The following is a 21,491-nucleotide window of genomic DNA, read 5'->3' as shown; positions in this document are numbered from 1 at the left end:
TCTCGCATCCGTGGAACCATGACCGGCGTGCACCACTCGTTCGTCGCCCGCAACCGCCTCTGGCGGAGGCTGGGCGAGGCCGTCGCGGCCTGGCCCGAGCCCCTGTCCACCCCGACCTTCGTCGTGGACCTCGACGCCTTCGACGCGAACGCCGCCGACCTCGTGCGCCGCGCCGGCGGCAAGCCGGTCCGGGTCGCCTCGAAGTCGCTGCGCGTGCCGGCGCTGGTCAGCCGGGCGCTGGCCACACCGGGGTTCGCGGGCGTGCTCGCCTACACCGTCGCCGAGGCGCTGTGGCTGGTCGAGAACGACGTGAGCGACGACGTGGTCGTCGCCTACCCCAGCGTGGACCGGGCGGCGCTGGGCGCGCTGGTCGCCTCGCCCCGGGCCGCGTCGCGGATCACGATCATGGTCGACGACGTCGCACACCTCGACGCGGTCGACGCGCTCCGGGCGTCGACCGCCGTGCCGGTCCGGGTCGCCATCGACGTCGACGCGGGGCTGCGCTGGGGCGGTCAGCAGGTGGGGCCGCGGCGTTCCCCGCTCTTCGACGTCGGCTCGGTCGCCGCGCTGGCGCGCACCGTCGTCGAGCGCCCGGGCTTCCAGCTCGTCGGCGTGATGACCTACGAGGGCCAGGTCGCCGGCGTGCCGGACCAGGTGCCGCACCAGCGGGCGCGGTCGGCCGTCGTCCGCAAGATCAAGGAGCTGTCGGTCCAGCAGCTCGAGCACCGCCGGGCCGCGATCGCGGAGGCGGTCGACGCGCTCGTCGGCCAGGGCGGGTTCACCGGCCTGCAGCTGTGGAACGCCGGCGGGTCCGGGTCCCTGGAGACCTCGGCGGCCGACCCGGTCGTGACCGAGGTGACTGCCGGCTCCGGCCTGCTCGGGCCGACCCTGTTCGACCACTACCGCTCGTTCTCCCCGCGCCCGGCCGCCTTCTTCGGCCTGCCGGTGACCCGCCGGCCCGCAGCGGACGTGGCGACGGTGCACGGCGGCGGGCTGGTCGCGTCGGGTCCGACGGGCGCGGACCGCGCTCCCACGCCGTGGGCGCCGGCCGGCCTGCGGCTCACCGGCCTCGAGGGGGCGGGCGAGGTGCAGACGCCGCTGCTCGGCACCAACGCCGCGACCCTCGAGATCGGCGACCTCGTATGGTTCCGGCACGCCAAGTCCGGTGAGCCGTTCGAGCACGGCACCACCGTGCTGCTGGCCGACGGCGACCGGTTCGTCGAGGAGGTCCCGACCTACCGTGGCCACGGACTCGCGTTCTGAGGCCGCCACCGTCCTGACCCGGACGCTCGCCGCTCCCCCGACGCTGGGCGAGGGGCGACTGGTGTGCATCGACGGCCTGGCCGGCGCGGGCAAGACGACCCTGGCCCGCGCCCTCGCCGAGCTCGCCCCCGACGCCGTGGTGCTGGGCACCGACGAGATGCTCGAGGGCTGGCGCGGCCTGCCCGGCCTCGGCGGGACGCTGGAGGCGCTGCTGCGCCCGCTGGCCGAGGGCCGGCCGGGCACCTGGCGCCGCTGGGACTGGCACGCCGATCGGTGGGGTGCCACGGGGGTCGTGCACCCCGTGCCGCTGCTGGTCCTCGAGGGCGTCGGCTCGGCGGCTGCGGCCTACGACGACCTGATCACCCTGCTGGTGTGGGTCGAGGCGGACGTCGACACCCGGCTCGCTCGCTGGCTGGAGCGCGACGGCGAGGCCCAGCGGCAGCACTGGGCCGACTGGCTCGCCGACGAGGCCGCGCTGCACGAGCGCGAGGACACGCGTTCGCGCGCAGACCTCCTGATCACCACCCGGGAACCCTAGGCTCGGCACGTGACCACGCCCACCGGTGACCACCACGCCATCTCCTCGTACGGCTACGACGCCGTCGTCACCCAGACCGGGGTGCTCCGCGCGCTCACCTTCGAGGGCCGCGACCTCGTCGAGCCGGTCGCCGAGGACGCGATGCCGACGAACGGCAGCGGCCAGCTGCTCGCCCCCTGGCCGAACCGCGTCCGCGACGGCCGCTACACCTTCGACGGCCGGACTTACCAGCTCCCGCTGACCGAGCCGAGCCGCGGCAACGCCTCCCACGGCCTGGTCCGCTGGGTGTCCTGGACGCTCGTGCGGCACGAGTCGGACACCGTCGAGCTCTCCTACCGGCTGCCGGCGCAGTCCGGCTACCCGTGGACGCTCGACCTGACCACGACGTGGCAGCTCGGCGTGGGTGGGCTGAGCGTGACCCAGTCCGCCACGAACCGCGCGGCCGGCCCGGCGCCGTACGCCTCGGGTGGCCACCCCTACCTCGTCGCGGGGCCGGGCACGTGCGACCGCTGGCGGCTGGACCTTCCGGCAGCGACCTACCTGACCGTCGACGACCGGCTGATCCCGACCGGGCGGGCGTCGTTTGCCGGCGTCCTCGGCGAACGGCTCGAGGGCACCAGCCTCGACCACGCCGTCACCGACCTCGTCCGGGACGGCGACGGCACGACGACCGTGCGCCTGGTCGACCCGGGCACGGGGACCGGCACGGCCGTGTGGATGGACGCCCACCACCGGTGGGTGCAGGTCTACACCAGCGACGAGCGGGCGGTGCCACGCGGGAGCGTCGCGGTCGAGCCGATGACCGCCCCGCCGGACGCCTTCAACTCCGGTGACGACCTCGTCGTGCTCGAGCCCGGCGCCACCTTCTCGGCGACGTGGGGCATCGCTGCCGTCGGCTGACCGCACGGTCGATAACGTTGGGGGGCGATCAGCCGAACTGACGGGACGGGACGGACGAGGATGGCCACGAGCGATGCTGGCGGCAGCGGCGTCCGCTGGTGGCGCCGTTCCCGTGACCTCGCCCAGCAGGACGCCCGCGCCGCCCAGGCCGACGCCGCCCGGGCGATGACGCACCTCGAGTCCCTCGAGGTCGACCTCACCGAGCTGAGCGAGATCGACGCGGCCGCCGCGGCCGCGCGCGCCGGGGCCGACCGGGTCGGCTTCACCACCCCGCTCTCGCAGGACTGGGACCGGCTGTCGGTCGAGACCGGCATCGTGGCGCTGCAGTTCTACGAGCTCGACGCGGCCTACGACCCGCGGGTGGACCACGAGGAGGCCGAGGCGCGCCGGTTCGCCGACGGGTTCACGGCCACGGCCGCCCGGCTTCGCGCCCTCTTCCCCGACGTCGAGCGCTTCCGCGCCGTGCACGCCGCCGGCCTGGAGGCGGCTGCCGCGTGGCGCGACGAGACGCCGGACCTGGTCGAGCGGGCCGACGCCGCACGCACCGAGGCCCGGCAGGTGCTCGCCGAGGCGTCGGGGCTCGGGTTGCGCGACGACGACGCCACCTCGTCGCTGGCACGGGCCGGCACCGGGATCGCCGCGGCGCGGGCGGCGTCGGAGGAGCGGCGCTGGGTCGACGCGCACACCGCCGCGGCCGACGCCGTCGAGGCGGCCGAGTCCGCGCTCCGGCTCGCGCGGGACCTGCCCGACCGGGCCGAGCGGGTGCGCACCGGGCTGCTCTCCGTGCGCACCCGGCGCGACGCCATCCGCACCCAGCACGCCCGGCTGCCCGAGGTGATGAGCAACCTGCGCCGGCGCTACACCTTCGACGCCTGGCGCGACGTCGACGGCGCACCCCAGCGGGTCGAGGCGGCGCTGAAGGTGATCGAGGACGGGCTGGTCGAGCTGGACCGGCTGGTCGCGCAGGCGCCGCTCGACGTGCCGGCCGCGACCGACCTGCTCACCAGCGTGCGCACCGCGATCAACGACGCCAACCAGGACCTGCGCAACGCCACCGACCGGCTGCAGCGGCTCGACTCGCTGGCCGACGACCCGGGCGCGCTGCTGGAGCGGCTGCGGCGTCGGCTCGTCGACGCCCGCCGGTTCCTCGACGGGCTGCCCGGCGACCCGACCCGCTACGGGCCGACGCTGGACGCGCTGGCCCGGCGCACCGAGGGGCTCGTCGACCAGGTCTCGGCCACGCGCCCGAACTGGGGCGCGATCGTCGCCGAAGCCGACTCGATCGAGGCCGGGCTGGACGCGATGATCAGGACGGCACGGGGGCACTGACCGCCCCGACGCGCTCGAGCGCCCAGGCGAGGACCTCCTCGGCCGCGAGGATGCCCGACGACCTGGTCACCCCGACACCCGGGGCCGTCCAGCCGGCGTCGTGCAGCTCGCCGTGTGCCGGTCGCAGCGCGTGGTCGGCGACCAGCAGCATCTCCGCGTCGAGCAGGCTGTCGCCGCTGGCCAGCACGGTCGTCGCCGCCCCGTCCGGGAGCCGGCGCCGCAACCGCTCGACCCCGCTGCCCTTGCCGATGCCCTGCGGCACGACGTAGACCTTGCGGCCCTGCACCGAGACGGTCCAGCCCGCGCCGGCGGCGAAGTCCTCGAGCCCGGCGACCCAGGCCTCGGGGATCGCGTCACGGTCGTGGGCGACGAGGTAGCAGAACAGGTCCTCGACGTCGCGGACCAGCTTGACCCACGGCTCGTGCGCGACCGCGTCCAGCGCGGCCCGTGCGTCGGCGAGCGGCGCGGAGGCGGCCGCGAGGGTCCGCGACTCCTCGAGCCACCCCGGGTCGGCGACGCCGTCGACGAGCAGCACCCCGCCATTGGCGCAGATCGCGTGCCGGGCGGCGGAGGGCAGCCCGACCCGCTGGAGCTGGGCGGGGCTCCGGGTGGTCACGGGGACCACCTCGGCGCGGGCGGCCAGCTCGCCGAGCAGCGCCCAGGCGCGCTGCGTCATCCGCGAGAGTGGCGCGCCGCCGTACACCTCGACGACGCGGGCGTCGGCCGGTGCGTCCGGCCCGGCAGAGGCGGCGGAGTAGATCAGGGTGCGGTCGAGGTCGAGCGCGACGAGGAAGGAGCCGGCCACGTCAGGTCACCTGCCGGATCAGGCCGATGCAGGAGTACGGCAGGTCGGGGGTCGGCACGACCGGGACGTCGCGGGCCTCGGCGAGCGCCAGCACGTGGCGCAGGTCCGCCAGCCGGTCCGGGCGCACGAGCACCTGCCACGGCACGCGGCGCAGCAGCACCCGCGTGGTCTCCCCCACGCCCGGCTTGGCCAGGTTGACGTCGGTGATGCCGTACGCGCGGGCGACCTGCTCGACCGAGCGCAGGCCGGCCCAGGTGACCGCGCGGGTCGCCGGGTCGGTCGCGAGGCCCGCCGCGACCGCGTCCCGGACGTCGCCGAAGCGTGCGGCGACGGTGTCGACGAAGAGGTTGGACACGTCCTCGTCCGCCCACTCGGCGTAGAACTTCGCGCCGTGGAACATGCCCTCGCCGATGAGGTCGTCGCGGTAGACGGTGCGCGAGACCAGCCCGGAGACCGTGGAGTTCAGGCAGGCCGACGGGATGAGGAAGTCGTCGCGGGTGCCGTGGACCGAGGTGCAGCCTCCCGGGTCGGCCAGCACTGCGAGCTCGGGGTCGAGGTCCGCGTGCTCGGGGTGGGCCGCGACCCAGCCGCCGACGGCCTCGTCGAGCTCGCGCTGGATCGCGCCCTTGCCGGTCCAGCCGTCGACGAAGGCGACCGCTCCGGCGGGGTGCCGGTCGAGGACGTGGGCGAGCGCGACCTCGTCGATGCCGCGGCCGCGGATGATCGAGATCGTGTAGTGCGCCACGTCGGCACCGTGGGCCTCGGCGAACCAGCGGCGCAGCAGGACACCGATCGGTGTGCCGGCGCGGGCCAACGACACCAGCACCGGCTGGTGGCCGCGGGCGGCGTGCCGCTGCCAGAGCAGCTCGCCGACCACGCCGGCGGCGGTGGCGACCCGCTCGGCGCTCGTCTCGAGCGCCTCGTGGAAGAGCTCGAGGTAGGCCGCGTCCGGCTGGAACTCGACCGGGAGCATCTCGGAGTAGTGGGTGCCGCCCTGGATGGCCCGCTCGCGCTCCTCGGTGCTGCGCTCGAGCGCGACGTCGGAGAGGTCGCTCAGCAACCAGGTGACGTCCTCGGGCGGGTAGGAGCCGAAGCGCGCCGGCGCGGCGGGGGCGGTGCCGGTGGTGGTCATCGGGAGCCTCCGGTGACGGTGACGACGTGCACGACGTCGGCGAACGGGCGCAGCGCCTCGGCGAGCGGTGCACTGTCGTCGGCAGACGCGTCGACGACCACGACGACGTGGTCGTGGTGCAGCTGGGACCAGGCCGTGCCGTCGGCAGGCGTCGCCGTGGGGTCCACGACGTTGTGGAGGCGGGCGGGCCGGCCGGGCTCGGTCGGCGCGGGGAACTCCAGGGTGCGCCGCACCGCGTAGCCGGGCTGGTCGGCAGCGTGCACCGGGGAGCGGGTGGTCGACTGGGTGACCACGTCGAGGTCGGGGTGCTGCTCGGCGAGGTGGGCGCCGATCAGGGTCGGCAGGAACATCAGCTCCTCGGTGCCGACGACCAGCACCCGGCCGGCCAGCTCCCAGCCCAGCCACCGGGCGGTCTCCGCGGCGGCCTCGTCGAGGCGTGCGGTCCCCTGCGCGGTCAGCCCGTTGCGGGCGCCCGTCGGCTGGTGCGCGGGCCACCGGTCGTCGTACACGCGGACGGTGGCGGGCGGGCGCGTCGGCAGCGGCGCCGGGCCGGCCAGCTGCTGCCGGGCACGGACGGCGCGGTCGAGGACGTCGTCAGGGACGTCGACGGCAATCGCGGCGAGCGAGGCCACCCGGACGTCGACGCCGATCTCGGCGGCACGCTTGGCGAAGGCGTCCTGCTGCGCGGGCGTGCGGGCGTCGATGAGCGCCGCGACAACGTAGGTCGGGCGCGGGTGGTGCGCGTGCAGCGCCTCGATCGTGTTGAGGGCGGTGCGGCCGGTGGTCAGCTCGTCGTCGACGAGGACCAGCGGTCCGTCGCCGGCGAGGCTGACGTCCGGCCCCGGCTGCAGGTGGTGCGCGACGGCGTGGGAGTGCTCCTCCTCGAAGCTCACCGCGATCGGCAGGTCGGCGACCGGGGCGCGGGTGGAGTGGAGGTACGCCGTGCCCAGGCGTTGCGCGACCGCGTGGCCGAGACCGGTGGCGGTCTCGCAGTAGCCGACGGCGAGGGCTCCGGCGACCCACCCGTCGTCGAGCCCGCCGAGCTCGGCGGCGACGACCTCGGCGAGGCGGTGGCCGGCGTCGAGGACGAGCGCGGGGTGCACCGGGATGTGCTTGCCGAGCACCCTCGAGACGATCAGGTGCGCCCGGCGCGGGTTGTCGCGCAGGGCGAGGCCGGCCAGCTCGTCGAAGCCGACCGCGCCCCCGGTCCGGATCCCCAGGCCGAGCAGGGCACGCACGTCCGCCGGCTCCGTCACGGCCGGCCCGGGCAGGATCACGAGACCACCCGCACGGGGGCGTCACCGAGGTTGAACTCGTCGGCGGCGACCCGCTGGCCGATGGCGAGCAGGTCGAGGAGGGATGCGTCGTCGGCGAGCACGCCGTAGACGGCTGCGCGGGCCAGCAGCTGGTCGGCCCAGCGGGCGTGGGGGCCCACCTCGTTCATCCGGCCGTGGCGCGAGGCGGCGACGCCACCGCGGCCGCGCAGGCGGGCGATGGAGACGGCGTCGTCGTACTCGTCGACGTGGACGGCGAGCAGGCTGTTGACCACGGAGATGTGCGAGGGGTGGATGACCGTCTTGCCGTACATGCCGTTCGTCTTGTCGAGGTTGATCTCGCGCATCAGCGCGTCGACGTCGTTCAGCACCAGCTGCCGGCGCAGCGACGTCGCGTGGTGCTCGGCGAAGGGGGTCGTGCGCAGCTGGGGCTTGAGGAAACGGGGGCCGGGGATGTGCTCCCACACCGGCCCGGTGACGACGTGGTCACCGTTGCGGGTGAACTGGTTGAGGATGTCGGCGAGTGCGTCGCGCACCACCGCCACGTCCCAGATGGTCGTGTCACGGTCGCGGCGCAGGCCGAAGATGCCCGACAGGTCGGTGCCGCCGACGCGCACGCACAGCACGTTCTCGCGGTACGACGAGAACAGCTCCGCGAGCCGTCCCAGCGTGTCGCGGCGCGACTCGACGTAGGCGATCTCCGGGCTCTCCAGGATCGGCATCGCGTACATGGGGCGGTGCAGGCCGGCCGACACCTCCCGGGTGGCGGCGAGCATCGGCTCGACGCGCCCGACCTCGGCCTTCGCGAGGCTGAAGCCGGTCAGGCCGGTCAGCGCCTCCCCGGCAGCCGCGGCGAGGCGCCGGATCTGGTCGGCGTCGCGGACCCGGACGAAGACCAGCGGCATCTGCTCGCGCCGGGCCGGGTCCATGGCCCGGATCGCGGCGAGGGCGTCGACCACGCCCTCCTCGGCCCGGCCGAGGAGGGCGTGCTCGATCGCGTCCTCGAGGCACCACACCACGGACGTCGCCCCGACCGAGGCGACCCGCAGGGAGTCGCCGACCAGGTCGGGGCGCGTGCCGGGCATGTAGAGCGTCGCGCCCAGGGCGAGCGCGATCCGTTGCCGGTCGCTGTCGGGAGTGACGTCCTCGGGCGCCACCTCGAACAGACGGTCCCGAACGTCGTCTGCGAGGTAGGCGAAGTGCCTCACCCGACCGGCTGCTTCACTTGCGTGCGGCCGTCCAGTTCATGCCCCAGCCGTAGGCCTCGTCGACGTTGCGCTGGGTGCCGGCGATGTACTGGACCTGGCGGTCGATGCGCACGTCGCCACCGGTGTTGGTGAGCATCGCGATCGCGCAGAACCGCTTGTCGTTGGCGGGCTCGTCGAGCCGGATCTCGATCGGCGCGGCGCCCACCGGGAACATCGTGACGACACCGTCGGCCGCAGCCCAGTTCGGGACGCCCTCGTAGATGTAGGCGAAGACCAGGACCCGGCGGATCTGGTCGAGCCGGTCGAGGTTGACGATCAGGTTCTCGCCGCCCTGGGCGGTGCCGGAGCGGTCGTCGCCGTCGAGGAAGACGAACGGCGGGCGGTCGAGCGCGCCGAAGGAGTTGCCGAGCGCCTGGACGACGCCCTTCTCACCGCTGTTGAGCTCGAACAGGCAGCCGAGGTCGAGGTCGACGCTGCCGCCGCCTCCACCCATGGCCCGCTTGAGGAAGCCGCCGGACGGCTTGGCGCCGCCCTGGGTCCAGTTGAGGTTGATCCGGAGCTGGCCGCTGGCGCCACCGCCGCCCTTGGTCAGCGAGACGGTGGGGCTGGACTTGGTCAGCGACACCTTGGACAGGTTCACGCCGCCACCGGTCGCCGTGGGCGGCGGAGGGGGCGGGGGCGGGGTGGCCGAGCCACCGGCCGGGGACGGCGGGGGCGGCGGGGGCGGCGTGGACTTCGGCCGCTTGACGTAGTCGACCATGGGTCAGCTCCTGGGGGTGTGGTGCCGGTGGGCGCCGGTCCGGGACGAGCCCGGGCCGGCGCCGACGCAGCGGGTTGTCAGACGTTGACGCCGAAGTCCTGCGCGATGCCGCGCAGGCCCGAGGCGTAGCCCTGGCCGACCGCGCGGAACTTCCACTCCGTGCCGTTGCGGTAGAGCTCGCCGAAGACCATCGCGGTCTCGGTCGAGGCGTCCTCGCTGAGGTCGTAGCGCGCGATCTCCGTGCCGCCGGTCTGGTTCATGACCCGGATGTAGGCGTTGCGGACCATGCCGAAGTTCTGGCCGCGGGCGTCGGCGTCGTAGATCGAGACCGGGAAGACGATCTTGTCGACGTCCGGGGGGACCACGCCGAGGTTGACCTTGATCAGCTCGTCGTCGCCGTCGCCCTCGCCGGTGGTGTTGTCACCGGTGTGCGAGACGGAGCCGTCGGGGCTGTTGAGGTTGTTGAAGAAGATGAAGTGCGAGTCCGACAGGGCCTTGCCGGCCGCCGTGAGCATGATCGCGGACGCGTCGAGGTCGAACTCCCCTCCGGAGAACGAGTTCGCGTCCCAGCCGAGGCCGACGTCGACGGCCGTGAGGCCGGGGGCCTCCTTGGTCAGGGAGACATTGCCACCCTTGGTGAGGGAAACAGCCATTGGTGCTTGGTCCTTTTCGCAGCAGGGATCGGGCAGGACTGACTCTAGACAACGCCACAACTGCCCACCACGGATCGCAGCAAACCACGCTCGTGAGAACGCCCGGTGAACAGGACGGCTCGCCCGCGTGACGCTGGGCAGGCCAGACCAGCAAGGCAGGTCAGCTGCGAGGTCAGCGGTCGGTGCGCTCGGCGACCACGGCGCGCAGCTCGCGCAGCGCGACGGCCGCGCGCTGGCCGTCGGAGGAGTGGATGCCCATCAGGGCGATCCGCTCGTCCTCGTCCTGCTCGAGGAAGGGCCACGGGGCGCCGCGCGGCATCCGCACCCGTCCGACCTCGGCCCAGGTGAGCCTGCGGCGGCGGTACCCGTTGACGACCGTCAGGCCGGCCTCGTCCGCCACGACCCGCGACCGGGCGAGGGCGTTGAGCAGCGCGAGGCCGAGCAGCACCAGCCCGATGACGGTGCCCTTCTGGAAGATGTTGACCGAGGCCTGGGTCTCCGGGTCGAAGTTGACCCAGAGCCAGGCGAAGCCGCCGACGAGCACCGCTCCGAAGACGACCGCGGCGATGCGCGGGCCGAGCGGACGCCAGGTGCGCGGCAGGGCGGGCGCCGGGGCCGGCGCGGGATCGCCGGTCATCAGAGCCGGCAGGCGTGGATGTCGGTGGTGAGGATCGCGCGGGCGCCCAGGGCGAACAGCTCGTCCATCGTGCGCTGTGCGGTGGCGCGCTGGACCATCGAGCGCACGGCGACCCAGCCCTCGCGGTGCAGCGGGCTCACCGTGGGGCTCTCGATGCCCGGGGTGAGGGCGATGGCCTGCTCGACCTTCTCCGCGCGGATGTCGTAGTCCATCATCACGTAGGCCCGGGCGACCAGCACGCCCTGGAGGCGGCGGGTGAACACCTCGAGCGCGGCCGGGTCGGCGTCGGGGCGGGTGATCATGACCGCCTCGGACTCGAGGATGACGTCGCCGAACACCTCGAGGCCGGCGTTGCGCAGGGTGCTGCCGGTCTCGACGACATCGGCGATGGCGTCCGCGACGCCGAGCTGGATGCTCGTCTCGACCGCGCCGTCGAGGCGGACGACGGTGGCGTCGACGCCCTGCTCGGCGAGGTAGGCCTTCACCACGCCGTCGTACGACGTGGCGATCCGCTTGCCGGCGAGGTCCTGGACCGCCTCGGCGGTGCCGGGCCGGGCCGCGAAGCGGAACTTCGAGCGGCCGAAGCCGAGCTGCAGCGACTCGTGGGCGTTCGCCCGGGAGTCGAGCAGCAGGTCGCGGCCGGTGATGCCGGCGTCGAGCGTGCCCTCCCCGACGTACAGCGCGATGTCACGCGGGCGGAGGTAGAAGAACTCGACGCCGTTGTCGGGGTCGATCTTCGTGAGCTGCTTGGAGTCCGAGCGCTGGGCGTAGCCCGCCTCGCGCAGCATCGTCGACGCTGCCTCGGACAAGGCCCCCTTGTTGGGGACGGCGATCTTGAGCATGGGGTTCCTCAGAGGTGGGTGTAGACGTCCTCGAGCGTGAGTCCGCTCGCGATCATGAGGACCTGGGCGTGGTAGAGCAGCTGGCTGATCTCCAGCGCGGTGGCTTCCTTGCCCTCGTGCTCGGCGGCCATCCAGGACTCAGCGGCCTCCTCGATCAGCTTCTTGCCGATCGCATGGACGCCGGCGTCGAGCGCCCGGACCGTGCCGGAGCCCTCGGGCCGCGTCTGTGCCTTCTCGCTGAGCTCTGCGAACAGCTCGTCGAACGTCTTCACGGGGGTCCAGCCTACGGCGTGGCGGGCGCCACGCCTCCCCCGGTCTCACCCAGGCGACCCGGGTCCGCCGGATCAGCCCACGAAGCCGCGGCTGCGGATCTTCTTCAGCGTGGCCGCGGTCTGCAGCGCGGCGGCGGCCGCCTCGTAGCCCTTGTCCTCGCGCGAACCTGCCAGGCCCGCCCGGTCCAGCGCCTGCTCCTCGTTGTCGCAGGTGAGCACGCCGAAGCCGACGGGGGTGTGGTGGTCGAGCGAGACCCGGGTGAGCCCGTCGGTCGCCGCGTTGCACACGTAGTCGAAGTGCGGGGTGCCGCCGCGGATGACGACGCCGAGCGCGATCACGGCGTCGTACGACGGCGCGAGGGCGCCCGCGGTGACGGGCAGCTCGAAGACGCCGGGGACGCGGACCACGACGGGCGCCTCGAGCTTGTGGTCGGCGAAGGCCCGCTGCGCGCCGGCGATCAGGCCGTCCATGACCTCGTTGTGCCAGCTAGCGGCGACGACCGCGACCCGCAGGTCGTGGCAGTCGACGGGGGCGATGTCGGGGGCGCCGTGTCCGGCCATGTCAGCTGTCTCCTTCGAGGTCGGGCAGGTCGTGACCCATGCGGTCGCGCTTGGTCAGCAGGTAGGCGAGGTTGTGGTCGTTGGGGTGCGGCGTGAGCGGGACCCGCTCGGCCACCTTGATCCCGTAGTCCTCCAGCGAGCTGACCTTGTCGGGGTTGTTGGTCAGCAGGCGGACCTCGTCGATGCCGAGGTCCTTGAGGATCTGGGTGGCCGCACCGTAGTGGCGGGCGTCGGCCGGCAGGCCGAGGTCGAGGTTGGCGTCGACCGTGTCGCGGCCGCCGTCCTGCAGCTGGTAGGCCTGCAGCTTGGCGACCAGCCCGATGCCGCGGCCCTCGTGGCCGCGCAGGTAGACGACGACGCCGCGCCCCTCCTCGACGATGCGGGCGAGCGCCTCGTCGAGCTGCGGGCCGCAGTCGCAGCGGCGGCTGCCGAACACGTCGCCGGTCAGGCACTCGGAGTGGACCCGGGTGAGCACCGGGCCGTCCTCGGTGATGGTCTCGGGGTCGCCGTGCACGAGGGCGACGTGCTCGCTGCCGTCGACGGTGATCGTGTAGCCGATGGCGGTGAAGTCGCCGTGGCGGGTGGGCAGCCGGGTCTCGGCCTCGCGGACGACGTGGCGCTCGACGCGGCGGCGGTAGCGGACGAGGTCCTCGATCGAGATCATCGCCAGGCCGTGCTCGTCGGCGAACTCGCGCAGCTCGGGGGCGCGCTTCATCGTGCCGTCGTCGTTGACGACCTCGACCAGCACGCCGGCGGGCGTGAGGCCGGCGAGGCGGCACAGGTCGACGGCGGCCTCGGTGTGGCCGCGGCGCACCAGCACGCCGCCCTCGCGGTAGCGCAGCGGGAAGACGTGGCCGGGCCGGGTGAGCTCCCACGGCTCGGTGGCGGAGTCGGCCAGGGTGCGCACGGTGCGGGCGCGGTCGGCGGCCGAGATGCCGGTCGTGGTGCCGTCGCGGGCGTCGACCGAGATCGTGTACGCCGTGCGGTAGGCGTCCTTGTTGTGGGGGGTCATCAGCGGGATCTCGAGCCGGTCCAGCATGGCGCCGGGCATCGGTGCGCAGATGACGCCACTGGAGTAGCGGATCGTCCACGCCATCAGCTCGGGGGTGGCCTTGCTGGCGGCGAAGATGATGTCGCCCTCGTTCTCGCGGTCCTCGTCGTCGACGACGACCACGGCCCGTCCGGCCGCGATGTCGGCGATCGCGCGCTCGACGTCGTCGAGGCGGACCCTGGTGCTGGCGTCACTCATGCGTTGTTCTCCTTGCTGGCCTCGCCGGTGTAGGCCCGGACGAGCTTCTCCACGTGCTTGGCGATGACGTCGACCTCGAGGTTGACGCGGCTGCCGGGCTCCCGGAAGCCGAGGGTGGTGCGGGCGAGCGTCTCGGGGATGAGGCTGACGGTGAAGCGGTCGTGCTTCGCCTCCACGACGGTCAGCGACGTGCCGTCGACCGTGATCGAGCCCTTGTCGACCAGGTAGCGCGCCAGGTCGGCCGGCAGCGAGATCTCGACGACCTCCCAGTGCTCGCTGGGGGTGCGGGAGAGCACCTCTCCGACCCCGTCGACGTGGCCCTGCACGATGTGGCCGCCGAGCCGCTTCTCCGCGGTGACCGCGCGCTCCAGGTTGACCCGGTCGCCGACGGCGAGGTCGCCGAGGCTGGTCTTGGCGAGGGTCTCGGCCATCACGTCCGCGGTCCAGGTGGCGTCGGTGCGCTCGGCCACGGTCAGGCAGCAGCCGTTGACCGCGATCGAGTCGCCGAGCCCGGCGTCGGACAGGGTGACGTCGGAGGCGACGGTGAGGCGGATCGCGTCGCCCTGGTCCTCGATCGCCTCGATGGTGCCGAGCTCCTCGACGATGCCGGTGAACACTTCACTGCTCCTTGGTGGTGGGTCGGGCGGTCGGTCGGAGCAGCAGGCGGACGTTGGCGTCCGCGCCCTCCCCGACGACGGTCGTGTCGGTGACGTGGAGGCGCAGCGCGTCGCCGATGGTGCCGATGCCGAGGTCGCCGACGGCGGACCTCCCGGCACCCAGCAGGACGGGCGCGACGTAGGCGACGACCTCGTCGACGAGGCCGGCGCGGAGGAAGGCGGCGGCCAGCGTCGGCCCGCCCTCCAGGAAGACGTGGAAGCGCTGGTGGTCGCGGTAGAGCGTGCCCAGCGCGGCGAGCGGGTCGTGGGTGCGGAGGTGGACCGTCTCGGCGGCGTCGTCGAGGACCTTGCGGCCGGGGTCGACGTCGCGCTCCCCCATGACCACGCGCAGCGGCTGGTTCGCCAGCGGCTGGTCCTCGTCGTCGCGGACGGTGAGCCGCGGGTCGTCGGCCTCGACCGTGCCGGTGCCGACGAGCATGGTGTCGCACAGGCCACGCAGCAGGTGAGTGTCGCGCCGCGCGGCCGGCGACGAGATCCAGCGCGAGGTGCCGTCGGCGGCGGCGCTGCGTCCGTCAAGGGTGGTGGCGAACTTCCAGGTGACGAAGGGGCGGCCGTGGCGGTGGGCGAAGCTCCACGCCCGGTTGACCTCCTCCGCCTCCTCGGCGAGCAGGCCGGCCTCGACCTCGAGCCCGGCGTCGAGCAGGGTCTCCATGCCGCCCGAGGCGAGCGGGTTGGGGTCGCGCTGGGCGATGACGACCCGTCGTACGCCGGCAGCGAGGAGCGCTTGCGAGCACGGGCCGGTGCGGCCGGTGTGGTTGCAGGGCTCGAGGGTGACGACCGCGGTCGCGCCCCGGGCTCGGTCACCGGCGGCCTGCAGCGCCTCGACCTCGGCGTGCGGCGTGCCCGCACCGTGGTGGTAGCCCTCGCCGACCACGGAACCGTCCTCGGCGAGCAGCACGCAGCCGACTCGCGGGTTCGGGTGGAGGGGGACACCGGGACTGGCGGCCAGCGCGAGCGCGCGACGCATCGCGTCGTACTCGCGGGCGAATCCCGTTGTGCTGGTCACTGCTGGCCTCTCCGACGTCCGTGGCGCTTGCGGACTCCGGGGCTTGCAGGACGTTCGACGAGGCTGCGGCGGGCGGGCCGTCGTCGGACGCTCGTGCGTGCACTTCCCATCCGGACTTTGACCGTCGGTCCAGGAATCCCACCTGGTCAACCGACCACTGGCTGTGATCGGGTCGCGGACTTCGGACTCAGCTGGGCTTCGTCCTTCACCGCCGGCTCGGAGTTTCACCGACCCCAGAGCACGCGAGCTCTTGGGGAACATGGTGGCACAACCGTGGGAGTTCGCGGATGTGGGCCCGGTCACGTGGACGCCCCGGCTAGGTTCGAGGGATGAACTGGACGTGGCTCGGGGTCGGCTGCCTCGCCGGGGTGCTCCTGTGGTTCGCCACGGACCGGTTCGTCCTGCTCGTGCTCGGCGTGCTGGTGGGCGTCGCGCTGGGCATCGGCCTCGGCTCCGGGACGAAGTCGGAGTGACCCGGGCGCCGGGGCTCACGCGCCGACGATGAGCCCGCTCGTCGGGACACCCGTCCCCGCCGTGACCAGCACGTTCTCGACGTCCGGCACCGGATTGACCGAGGTGCCGCGCACCTGGCGCACGGCCTCCGCGATGCCGTTCATGCCGTGGATGTAGGCCTCGCCGAGCTGGCCGCCGTGGGTGTTGATCGGCAGCCTGCCGCCGACCTCGATCGCACCGTCGCGGATGAAGTCCTTCGCCTCCCCGCGACCGCAGAAGCCGAGCTCCTCGAGCTGCATGAGGACGTACGGCGTGAAGTGGTCGTAGAGGATGGCCATCGGCATGTCCGAGGGGGTGAGACCGGATTGCTTCCACAGCTCCCGCCCCACGACGCCGATCTCGGGGATCCCGATGTCGTCGCGGTAGTAGGACGTCATGACGAACTGGTCGCGCCCCGAGCCCTGGGCAGCGGCCCGGACGAACGCCGGCTTCTGCCGGAGGTCGCGGGCACGTTCGGGGGAGACGACCACGAGGGCCACCGCACCGTCGGACTCTTGGCAGCAGTCGAGCAGGTGCAGGGGGTCGGCGATCATCCGTGAGGCCTGGTGGTCCTCGAGGGTGATCGGCTTGCCGTGGAAGAACGCCGCCGGGTTGGTCGCCGCGTGGCGGCGGTCGGCGACGGCCACCCGGCCGAAGTCCTCGGAGGTGGCGCCGTACTCGTGCATGTAGCGCCGGGCCTGCATGGCCACGGTCGCCGCGGGCGTGGACAGGCCCAGCGGGTAGGTCCAGGCGTTGTCGAGGCCGTTGGTGTTGACCTGCACGGCGGCCCAGCTCTGCACCTGTCCGAAGCGCTGCCCGGAGCGCTCGTTGAAGCCGCGGTAGGCCACGACGACGTCGGCGACACCGGTGGCGACGGCCATCGCGGCCTGCTGCACGGTCGCGCAAGCGGCGCCGCCGCCGTAGTTGATCCGGCTGAAGAAGCGCAGCTCGGGGATGCCGAGCTCGCGGGCCACCGCGATCTCCGAGGAGGTGTCCATGGTGAAGGTGACCAGGCCGTCGACGTCGGCCGCGGTGAGGCCGCAGTCGGCGAGGGCGTGGCCGATGGCCTCGACGGACAGCTGCAGCTCGGAGCGGCCGGAGTCCTTGGAGAACTCGGTAGCGCCGATGCCGACGATCGCCGCCTTGCCGGACAGGGTCCGGTCAGTCGCGGCGCTCATGCGGCCACCCGGACCGTGCCGACCACATGGTCGCCGAGGGACACCGAGCCGACGACCTTGATCGTGGCCTCGCCGCCGGTGACCTCGGTGACCTCGCCGGTGAAGGTGAAGGTGTCGTAGGGGTACGCCGGCGCTCCGAGGCGGATGGCGATCCCCTTGATCTGGACGTCGTGGCCCGCCCAGTCGGTCACGTAGCGCTCGCAGAGCGCCGTGGACGTCAGGATGTTGACGAAGATGTCCTTCGAGCCGGCCGCCTGCGCGACGTCGCGGTCGTGGTGGACGTCCTGGAAGTCGCGGGTCGCGATTGCCGTCGAGACCACCAGGGTCGGGGTGATCGGCAGCGTCCACTCGGGCAGCTTGTCTCCGACCTTCATCGGGCACCTCCCTCGACCCGCCGCCAGATCGGCAGGGTCAGCTCGTCGTCGACGACGTTCCAGTCCACGGCGAGCCGGTCGCCGATCTGCAGCCCGTCCGGCCCCTCCGGCGGCACACCGGTCACCTCGGCGACCATCCGCACGCCCTCGTCGAGGTCGACGAGCGCGATGACCAGGGGCAGCTGCTTGCCGGGCACCTGCGGCGCGTGGTGGACGATCCAGGAGAAGACGGTGCCCTCCCCCTTCGCCACCACGTGGCCGCGGTCGAGGGCGCCGCAGTCGGGGCAGGCCGGTCCGGGCGGGTGGCGCAGCGCGCCGCAGGCGTTGCACTGCTGGATGCGGAGCTCCCGCTGCCGGGTGCCCTCGAAGAAGTACGCGTTGTCCCGGTTGACGACCGGGCGCACCGGGCCGCTCACGCCGGGACCTCCGCGTCCTTCGACCGGGCCTTCGGCACGAACTTGAGCACGCGGAAGAGCATGGTGGCGACCCGCTCGCTCGTGCCGTCCGGGTGGTCGACGTACCACGTGTTGCGGGAGGTCACGAAGTAGCCGACGCCCATGCCGGTGGCCTTGGGACCGACGACGGAGTCGAGCGCGGTGGTGACCCGGACCTGCTCCCCCACCGTCAGGTAGCGGTCGTAGGACTGCTCGCAGTTGGTGCCGAGCACGGCGGTGAAGCCGGCGTCGGTGAGGACCCGCATCATCGAGTGCAGCGGGTCGTCGTCGGCGGGCTTGCCGCCGAGGCCGTACATGGTCCACACCTGCGCCATCGACGGGGGCGCCTCGCCCGCCTTGAAGCGGGGGTTGTCCAAGCCCATCGCCTCGAGCCAGTTGTTGATCGTGGGCTGGTTGACGTCGTCGCGGGCGCGCCGCTCGGCGGCCTCGCCCCAGGCCTTGATCCGCTCCGCCTCCGCCATCACGTGCGCGTGCACGTCCGCGGGGACGAGCTCCTGCTGCAGTGCCGGGGCGCTCATCGCGGCACCCGCGGCAGGCCGAGGCCGAACATGGAGATCAGCTCGCGCTGGACCTCCTGGACGCCGCCCCCGAACGTGAGGACGAGGTTCCGCTTGGCCTGGGCGTCGAGGTAGTCGAGCAGCTCCCGGGTCGCCGGGTCGCCGGGGTCGCCGTGGCGGTGGACCAGGCTGACCAGGTCGGCGAGCAGGTGCTGGACCTGGTCGGAGGCGAAGACCTTCGAGGAGGACGCGTCAGCGACCTCGATCTCGCCGGCGGCGGCTGCGCGGGCGACCTCCCAGTTGAGGAGCTCGTTGATCCGGACCACCGCGGTGGTGCGGCCGAGGACCTCGCGCACGTCGGCCTCGTCGCGGACGCCGGCGGCGTCGGCCCAGCGCACGACGCGGTCGCGCAGGCCCTCGATGCGGCCGGCCGGGCCGAGCATGACCCGCTCGTGGTTGAGCTGGGTGGTGATCAGCCTCCAGCCCTGGTTCTCCTCACCGACGAGCATGTCGACGGGCACCCGGACGTCGTTGAAGTACGTCGCGTTGACGTGGTGCGAGCCGTCGGCGGTGATGATCGGCGTCCAGCTGTAGCCGGGGTCCTTCGTGTCGACGATCAGGATCGAGATGCCCTTGTGCTTCGGCGCGTCGGGGTCCGTGCGCACCGCGAGCCAGATGTAGTCGGCCTGGTGGCCGCCGGTGGTCCACAGCTTCTGGCCGTTGACGACGTAGTGGTCGCCGTCGCGGCGCGCGGTGGTGCGCAGCGAGGCGAGGTCGGTGCCGGCATCGGGCTCGCTGTAGCCGATCGCGAAGTGGACGTCGCCGGCGAGGATCCGCGACAGGAACATCTCCTTCTGCTTCTCCGAGCCGTAGCGGATGAGCGTCGGGCCGACGGTCTGCAGGGTGACCGACGGCAGGTGCACGTCGGCGTACTGCGCTTCGTTGGCGAAGATCGTCTGCTCGACCTCGCCGAGCCCGTGGCCGCCGTACTCCTTCGGCCAGCCGACGCCCATCCAGCCGTCGCTGCCGAGGCGGCGGATCAGCCGCTCGTAGGTCGGGCCGTGCCGGTCCCAGGCGCCCTCGACCGGGTCCGGGTCGTTCTGGCCGTGGAACTCCTCGGCGACCTGGCCGAAGTAGTCGCGCAGGCGCGCCTTGAGCGCGCGCTGCTCCTCGGTGAGCTCGAGGTTCTTGGTCGCGGGGTCCTCGACGGGGACCTGGCTCGCGGTGGTGTCGAGGGCGTGCGCGAGGTCGGTGCCCCACGTCGTGAGCCCGACGAGCGGGTAGGTGATGTCGACGCCCATGCCGCCGTGCAGGTGGTGGCAGGTGCGCAGCGCGTACGGCGCCACCTGGCTCGCCCAGTAGCCCGCGACCGCGAGGTCGTCACCGGCCGGCAGGCCCTCGGCGACCCGCCAGACCGCGTTGTCGGCGGCGAGGTCGAGGGTGCGGGAGGTGATGTAGACGTCGGCCATCTGCAGCGAGACGGCCTGGAACTCGGCCAGCGCGCGGCCGAACTGGCGGCGGCCCTTCACGTAGTCGGCCGTCAGGTCGCGGGCCCCGGCCAGGACACCGGCCGCGGTCACGGCCAGCCCCGCGCGGGCGAGGTCGAGCAGCCGCGCGGCGGCGCCGTCCTCGAGCAGGTCAGCCGGGGCACCGTCGAGGACCACGGTGTGCTGGGGCGTGCCACTGGAGGCGCTCGCGGGGAGCAGCTCGACGCCCTCGCCCCGCGGGTCGACCAGCGCGACGACCTCACGGCCACCCTCGGCCGCGACCACCAGCAGCCGGTGGGCGGTGTCCGCGTGCGTCACGGCCAGCTTGCGGCCGGAGACCCGGCCACCGTCGTGCACGGCGGTGCCCCGGAGCGCCGGCGTCAGCACCACCTCGCCGGAGGCGACGCCGGGCAGCAGCTCCTTGCGCTGCGCGTCCGTGCCGTACGACGCCAGGGTGAGTGCGCCGCAGCACAGCGTCTCCCACGCCGGCACCTGCACGCCGCGGCGCCCGGCCTCGCGCAGCAGCACCGCGACCTCGGTCAGGCCGAGTCCCTCGCCGCCGTGCTCCTCGGGCACCGGGAGCGCGGTCAGCCCGGCGGCGGCCCAGGCCGACCACTCCCGGGCGTCCGACTCGCGCTCGAGCACCTCGCCGACGACGGCGCGAACTGCGTTGATCGCCTCAGCATCCACGGAGCAAACTGTAACGTGTTCTAGTTCTTTGCGCACGCAGGACCCGCGGACACGACGACGGCCGCCACCCGGGCGGGCAGCGGCCGTCGTACGAGGTCAGCGGGGGGCGTGCCTCAGGAGGACACGGCCTCCGGCTCGTCCTGCGCCTCGGCGGCGGCCTCGCGCTTGTTGGCTCGGATGCTCATGAAGAACGCGGCGCCGATGAAGGCGACGCCGATCAGGCCGGTGATCACCTCGGGCACGTGGTAGCCGATCGAGACGATCAGCAGGGCCGCGAGGGCACCGATCGCCCAGTGCGCGCCGTGGTCGAGGTAGCGGTAGTCCGACAGCGTGCCCTGGTGGACCAGGTAGATGGTCACCGAACGGACGTAGAACGCGCCGACACCGAGGCCGATGGCGATGATGATCGGGTCGGTCGTGACCGCGAAGGCACCGATGACGCCGTCGAAGCTGAAGCTGGCGTCGAGCACCTCGAGGTAGAGGAACAGGAAGAACGCGGCCTTGCCGACGACCTTCATCACGTTGCCGTTGGCGTCCTCGCCGAGGTGCTCGAGCTCCTCCTCGTCGGGGCCGAAGGCCTCGGCGAGACCGTTGACGACGAGGTAGGTCAGCAGGCCGGCGAGGCCGGCGGTCAGCACGCTGGCCTCGTGCTCGTCGCCGATGGTGCGGGCGGCGACGAAGAGGATGCCGACGGCGACGATGATGGACAGCGCCTCGACCTTGCCGGCCTTCTCCAGCGGCTTCTCGATCCAGGACAGCCAGGTGACGTCCTTCTCCTCGAACAGGAAGTTGAGGAAGATCATCAGGAGGAACATGCCGCCGAACGCGGCGATCGTGTGGTGCGCGTCGGCGAGGTAGTAGCCGTAGGTGCCCGGCGTCTCCGGGTCACCCTTCTCGAGCGCCAGTTCGATCACCTCGACCGGAGACAGCCCCGCGGCCATCGCGACGACCACGAAGGGGAAAACCAGGCGCATGCCGAAGACGGCGATGACGATGCCGACGGTGAGGAAGATCTTCTGCCAGAAGTCGGACATCCGCTCGAGGACCTTGGCGTTGACCACGGCGTTGTCGAACGACAACGAGATCTCGAGGATGATCAGGATGAGGGCGAGGGCGATGCCCTCGATGCCGCCATACCACAGTGCGCCGAGCACGCCGAGGGCGGTGAAGAGGAAAGACCAGCCGAAGGTCCGGAGAATCATGGGGGTCCTC

The 21,491-nt window shown here is 73.0% G+C and carries 24 protein-coding genes and 1 riboswitch; of the genes, 5 read left to right on the top strand and 19 right to left on the bottom strand.

Annotation, left to right across the window (positions count from 1 at the left end; translation table 11 throughout):
* Window positions 1-18: 18 nt before the first annotated feature.
* The 4 genes from NOCJ54_RS0102450 to NOCJ54_RS23440 are packed head-to-tail and all read left to right on the top strand — an operon-like array spanning window position 19 to window position 4,030.
* A complete protein-coding gene (locus NOCJ54_RS0102450) occupies window positions 19-1,263 on the top strand; it encodes an amino acid deaminase/aldolase (protein WP_028654203.1) in 1,245 nt (414 codons plus the stop codon).
* Window positions 1,241-1,801 carry a uridine kinase family protein gene (locus tag NOCJ54_RS0102445; RefSeq protein WP_028654202.1) on the top strand — a complete coding sequence of 187 codons (561 nt, stop codon included), beginning with the start codon at window positions 1,241-1,243 and terminating at the stop codon, window positions 1,799-1,801. The genes NOCJ54_RS0102450 and NOCJ54_RS0102445 overlap by 23 nt, the downstream gene beginning before the upstream one ends.
* Before the next feature lie 9 nt (window positions 1,802-1,810).
* On the top strand, window positions 1,811-2,701 hold the full coding sequence (locus NOCJ54_RS0102440) for an aldose 1-epimerase family protein (protein WP_028654201.1): 891 nt from the start codon (window positions 1,811-1,813) through the stop codon (window positions 2,699-2,701).
* 60 nt (window positions 2,702-2,761) lie between these two features.
* Window positions 2,762-4,030: a hypothetical protein gene (locus NOCJ54_RS23440; protein WP_036516534.1), complete on the top strand. Its 1,269-nt coding sequence runs from the start codon at window positions 2,762-2,764 to the stop codon at window positions 4,028-4,030.
* Here the strand turns inward: NOCJ54_RS23440 and NOCJ54_RS0102430 are convergent.
* The 13 genes from NOCJ54_RS0102430 to ribD all read right to left on the bottom strand — a co-directional run bounded on the left by NOCJ54_RS0102430 (window position 4,008) and on the right by ribD (window position 15,067).
* Entirely contained in the window at window positions 4,008-4,835 is an 828-nt protein-coding gene (locus tag NOCJ54_RS0102430; protein WP_028654200.1) for a hypothetical protein, read from the bottom strand. The two genes, NOCJ54_RS23440 and NOCJ54_RS0102430, sit on opposite strands and share 23 nt — an antisense overlap.
* 1 nt (window position 4,836) lies before the next feature.
* Window positions 4,837-5,967 (bottom strand): cysteine protease StiP family protein, encoded by a 1,131-nt coding sequence (locus NOCJ54_RS0102425; protein WP_028654199.1) that lies wholly within the window; start codon window positions 5,965-5,967, stop codon window positions 4,837-4,839.
* The gene (locus tag NOCJ54_RS23435; protein WP_198020068.1) at window positions 5,964-7,223 is read right to left on the bottom strand and encodes a phosphoribosyltransferase domain-containing protein; all 1,260 of its coding nucleotides are present in this window, start codon (window positions 7,221-7,223) and stop codon (window positions 5,964-5,966) included. Before NOCJ54_RS23435 ends, NOCJ54_RS0102425 begins: the two co-directional genes overlap by 4 nt.
* Window positions 7,224-7,240: 17 nt before the next feature.
* Window positions 7,241-8,449, bottom strand: coding sequence for an HpcH/HpaI aldolase/citrate lyase family protein (locus tag NOCJ54_RS23430; protein ID WP_051485382.1), 1,209 nt, complete (start codon window positions 8,447-8,449; stop codon window positions 7,241-7,243).
* Window positions 8,450-8,462: 13 nt separating this feature from the next.
* Window positions 8,463-9,209 carry a TerD family protein gene (locus tag NOCJ54_RS0102410; protein WP_198020067.1) on the bottom strand — a complete coding sequence of 249 codons (747 nt, stop codon included), beginning with the start codon at window positions 9,207-9,209 and terminating at the stop codon, window positions 8,463-8,465.
* A 77-nt stretch (window positions 9,210-9,286) separates the two neighbouring features.
* Entirely contained in the window at window positions 9,287-9,862 is a 576-nt protein-coding gene (locus tag NOCJ54_RS0102405; protein WP_028654197.1) for a TerD family protein, read from the bottom strand.
* Between the two features lie 172 nt (window positions 9,863-10,034).
* Entirely contained in the window at window positions 10,035-10,499 is a 465-nt protein-coding gene (locus NOCJ54_RS0102400) for a PH domain-containing protein (RefSeq protein WP_036516531.1), read from the bottom strand.
* Window positions 10,499-11,341 (bottom strand): ATP phosphoribosyltransferase, encoded by an 843-nt coding sequence (hisG, locus tag NOCJ54_RS0102395; protein WP_028654195.1) that lies wholly within the window; start codon window positions 11,339-11,341, stop codon window positions 10,499-10,501. Before hisG ends, NOCJ54_RS0102400 begins: the two co-directional genes overlap by 1 nt.
* Before the next feature lie 8 nt (window positions 11,342-11,349).
* Window positions 11,350-11,613 (bottom strand): phosphoribosyl-ATP diphosphatase, encoded by a 264-nt coding sequence (locus NOCJ54_RS0102390; protein ID WP_028654194.1) that lies wholly within the window; start codon window positions 11,611-11,613, stop codon window positions 11,350-11,352.
* Between the two features lie 72 nt (window positions 11,614-11,685).
* The gene (gene ribH / locus NOCJ54_RS0102385; RefSeq protein WP_028654193.1) at window positions 11,686-12,174 is read right to left on the bottom strand and encodes a 6,7-dimethyl-8-ribityllumazine synthase; all 489 of its coding nucleotides are present in this window, start codon (window positions 12,172-12,174) and stop codon (window positions 11,686-11,688) included.
* 1 nt (window position 12,175) lies between these two features.
* Window positions 12,176-13,423, bottom strand: a complete 1,248-nt coding sequence (locus NOCJ54_RS0102380; RefSeq protein WP_028654192.1) for a bifunctional 3,4-dihydroxy-2-butanone-4-phosphate synthase/GTP cyclohydrolase II — start codon at window positions 13,421-13,423, stop codon at window positions 12,176-12,178.
* Window positions 13,420-14,040 (bottom strand): riboflavin synthase, encoded by a 621-nt coding sequence (locus NOCJ54_RS0102375; RefSeq protein ID WP_028654191.1) that lies wholly within the window; start codon window positions 14,038-14,040, stop codon window positions 13,420-13,422. Before NOCJ54_RS0102375 ends, NOCJ54_RS0102380 begins: the two co-directional genes overlap by 4 nt.
* A gap of 1 nt (window position 14,041) precedes the next feature.
* Window positions 14,042-15,067, bottom strand: coding sequence for a bifunctional diaminohydroxyphosphoribosylaminopyrimidine deaminase/5-amino-6-(5-phosphoribosylamino)uracil reductase RibD (gene ribD / locus NOCJ54_RS23425; RefSeq protein ID WP_036516528.1), 1,026 nt, complete (start codon window positions 15,065-15,067; stop codon window positions 14,042-14,044).
* 132 nt (window positions 15,068-15,199) lie between these two features.
* A riboswitch (FMN riboswitch) is annotated at window positions 15,200-15,352 on the bottom strand.
* 83 nt (window positions 15,353-15,435) lie between these two features.
* On the opposite strand from ribD, the gene NOCJ54_RS29300 reads away from it, so the two are divergent.
* Window positions 15,436-15,579, top strand: a complete 144-nt coding sequence (locus NOCJ54_RS29300; RefSeq protein ID WP_157514771.1) for a hypothetical protein — start codon at window positions 15,436-15,438, stop codon at window positions 15,577-15,579.
* 15 nt (window positions 15,580-15,594) lie between these two features.
* On the opposite strand, the gene NOCJ54_RS0102360 is transcribed toward NOCJ54_RS29300, so the two are convergent.
* The 6 genes from NOCJ54_RS0102360 to NOCJ54_RS0102335 form a co-directional block, all read right to left on the bottom strand.
* Window positions 15,595-16,776, bottom strand: a complete 1,182-nt coding sequence (locus tag NOCJ54_RS0102360) for a lipid-transfer protein (RefSeq protein ID WP_028654190.1) — start codon at window positions 16,774-16,776, stop codon at window positions 15,595-15,597.
* The gene (locus tag NOCJ54_RS0102355; RefSeq protein WP_028654189.1) at window positions 16,773-17,150 is read right to left on the bottom strand and encodes a MaoC family dehydratase; all 378 of its coding nucleotides are present in this window, start codon (window positions 17,148-17,150) and stop codon (window positions 16,773-16,775) included. The genes NOCJ54_RS0102360 and NOCJ54_RS0102355 overlap by 4 nt, the downstream gene beginning before the upstream one ends.
* The gene (locus NOCJ54_RS29765) at window positions 17,147-17,566 is read right to left on the bottom strand and encodes a Zn-ribbon domain-containing OB-fold protein (protein WP_028654188.1); all 420 of its coding nucleotides are present in this window, start codon (window positions 17,564-17,566) and stop codon (window positions 17,147-17,149) included. The genes NOCJ54_RS0102355 and NOCJ54_RS29765 overlap by 4 nt, the downstream gene beginning before the upstream one ends.
* The gene (locus tag NOCJ54_RS29760; protein WP_028654187.1) at window positions 17,563-18,123 is read right to left on the bottom strand and encodes a MaoC family dehydratase N-terminal domain-containing protein; all 561 of its coding nucleotides are present in this window, start codon (window positions 18,121-18,123) and stop codon (window positions 17,563-17,565) included. Before NOCJ54_RS29760 ends, NOCJ54_RS29765 begins: the two co-directional genes overlap by 4 nt.
* Window positions 18,120-20,279, bottom strand: coding sequence for an acyl-CoA dehydrogenase (locus NOCJ54_RS0102340; protein WP_028654186.1), 2,160 nt, complete (start codon window positions 20,277-20,279; stop codon window positions 18,120-18,122). Before NOCJ54_RS0102340 ends, NOCJ54_RS29760 begins: the two co-directional genes overlap by 4 nt.
* 113 nt (window positions 20,280-20,392) lie before the next feature.
* Window positions 20,393-21,481 carry a DUF475 domain-containing protein gene (locus NOCJ54_RS0102335; RefSeq protein ID WP_028654185.1) on the bottom strand — a complete coding sequence of 363 codons (1,089 nt, stop codon included), beginning with the start codon at window positions 21,479-21,481 and terminating at the stop codon, window positions 20,393-20,395.
* Window positions 21,482-21,491: the final 10 nt, after the last annotated feature.

Origin of the sequence: Nocardioides sp. J54 (assembly GCF_000519005.1) — a bacterium.
GTDB lineage: Bacteria > Actinomycetota > Actinomycetes > Propionibacteriales > Nocardioidaceae > Nocardioides.
The sequence above is the reverse complement of the archived record's forward strand: the minus strand, read 5'-3'. Positions and strand labels throughout refer to the sequence as shown.

What these genes read in the sequence shown, in the direction of transcription:
- NOCJ54_RS0102425 (WP_028654199.1), bottom strand. Translation starts at nt 5,967, where the DNA reads ATGACCACCACCGGCACCGCCCCCGCCGCGCCGGCGCGCTTCGGCTCC.
- NOCJ54_RS23440 (WP_036516534.1), top strand. Translation starts at nt 2,762, where the DNA reads ATGGCCACGAGCGATGCTGGCGGCAGCGGCGTCCGCTGGTGGCGCCGT.
- NOCJ54_RS0102450 (WP_028654203.1), top strand. Translation starts at nt 19, where the DNA reads ATGACCGGCGTGCACCACTCGTTCGTCGCCCGCAACCGCCTCTGGCGG.
- NOCJ54_RS0102360 (WP_028654190.1), bottom strand. Translation starts at nt 16,776, where the DNA reads ATGAGCGCCGCGACTGACCGGACCCTGTCCGGCAAGGCGGCGATCGTC.
- hisG (WP_028654195.1), bottom strand. Translation starts at nt 11,341, where the DNA reads ATGCTCAAGATCGCCGTCCCCAACAAGGGGGCCTTGTCCGAGGCAGCG.
- NOCJ54_RS0102405 (WP_028654197.1), bottom strand. Translation starts at nt 9,862, where the DNA reads ATGGCTGTTTCCCTCACCAAGGGTGGCAATGTCTCCCTGACCAAGGAG.
- NOCJ54_RS0102410 (WP_198020067.1), bottom strand. Translation starts at nt 9,209, where the DNA reads ATGGTCGACTACGTCAAGCGGCCGAAGTCCACGCCGCCCCCGCCGCCC.
- NOCJ54_RS29300 (WP_157514771.1), top strand. Translation starts at nt 15,436, where the DNA reads ATGAACTGGACGTGGCTCGGGGTCGGCTGCCTCGCCGGGGTGCTCCTG.
- NOCJ54_RS0102380 (WP_028654192.1), bottom strand. Translation starts at nt 13,423, where the DNA reads ATGAGTGACGCCAGCACCAGGGTCCGCCTCGACGACGTCGAGCGCGCG.
- ribD (WP_036516528.1), bottom strand. Translation starts at nt 15,067, where the DNA reads ATGCGTCGCGCGCTCGCGCTGGCCGCCAGTCCCGGTGTCCCCCTCCAC.
- NOCJ54_RS0102355 (WP_028654189.1), bottom strand. Translation starts at nt 17,150, where the DNA reads ATGAAGGTCGGAGACAAGCTGCCCGAGTGGACGCTGCCGATCACCCCG.
- NOCJ54_RS29760 (WP_028654187.1), bottom strand. Translation starts at nt 18,123, where the DNA reads ATGAGCGCCCCGGCACTGCAGCAGGAGCTCGTCCCCGCGGACGTGCAC.
- ribH (WP_028654193.1), bottom strand. Translation starts at nt 12,174, where the DNA reads ATGGCCGGACACGGCGCCCCCGACATCGCCCCCGTCGACTGCCACGAC.
- NOCJ54_RS0102335 (WP_028654185.1), bottom strand. Translation starts at nt 21,481, where the DNA reads ATGATTCTCCGGACCTTCGGCTGGTCTTTCCTCTTCACCGCCCTCGGC.
- NOCJ54_RS0102400 (WP_036516531.1), bottom strand. Translation starts at nt 10,499, where the DNA reads ATGACCGGCGATCCCGCGCCGGCCCCGGCGCCCGCCCTGCCGCGCACC.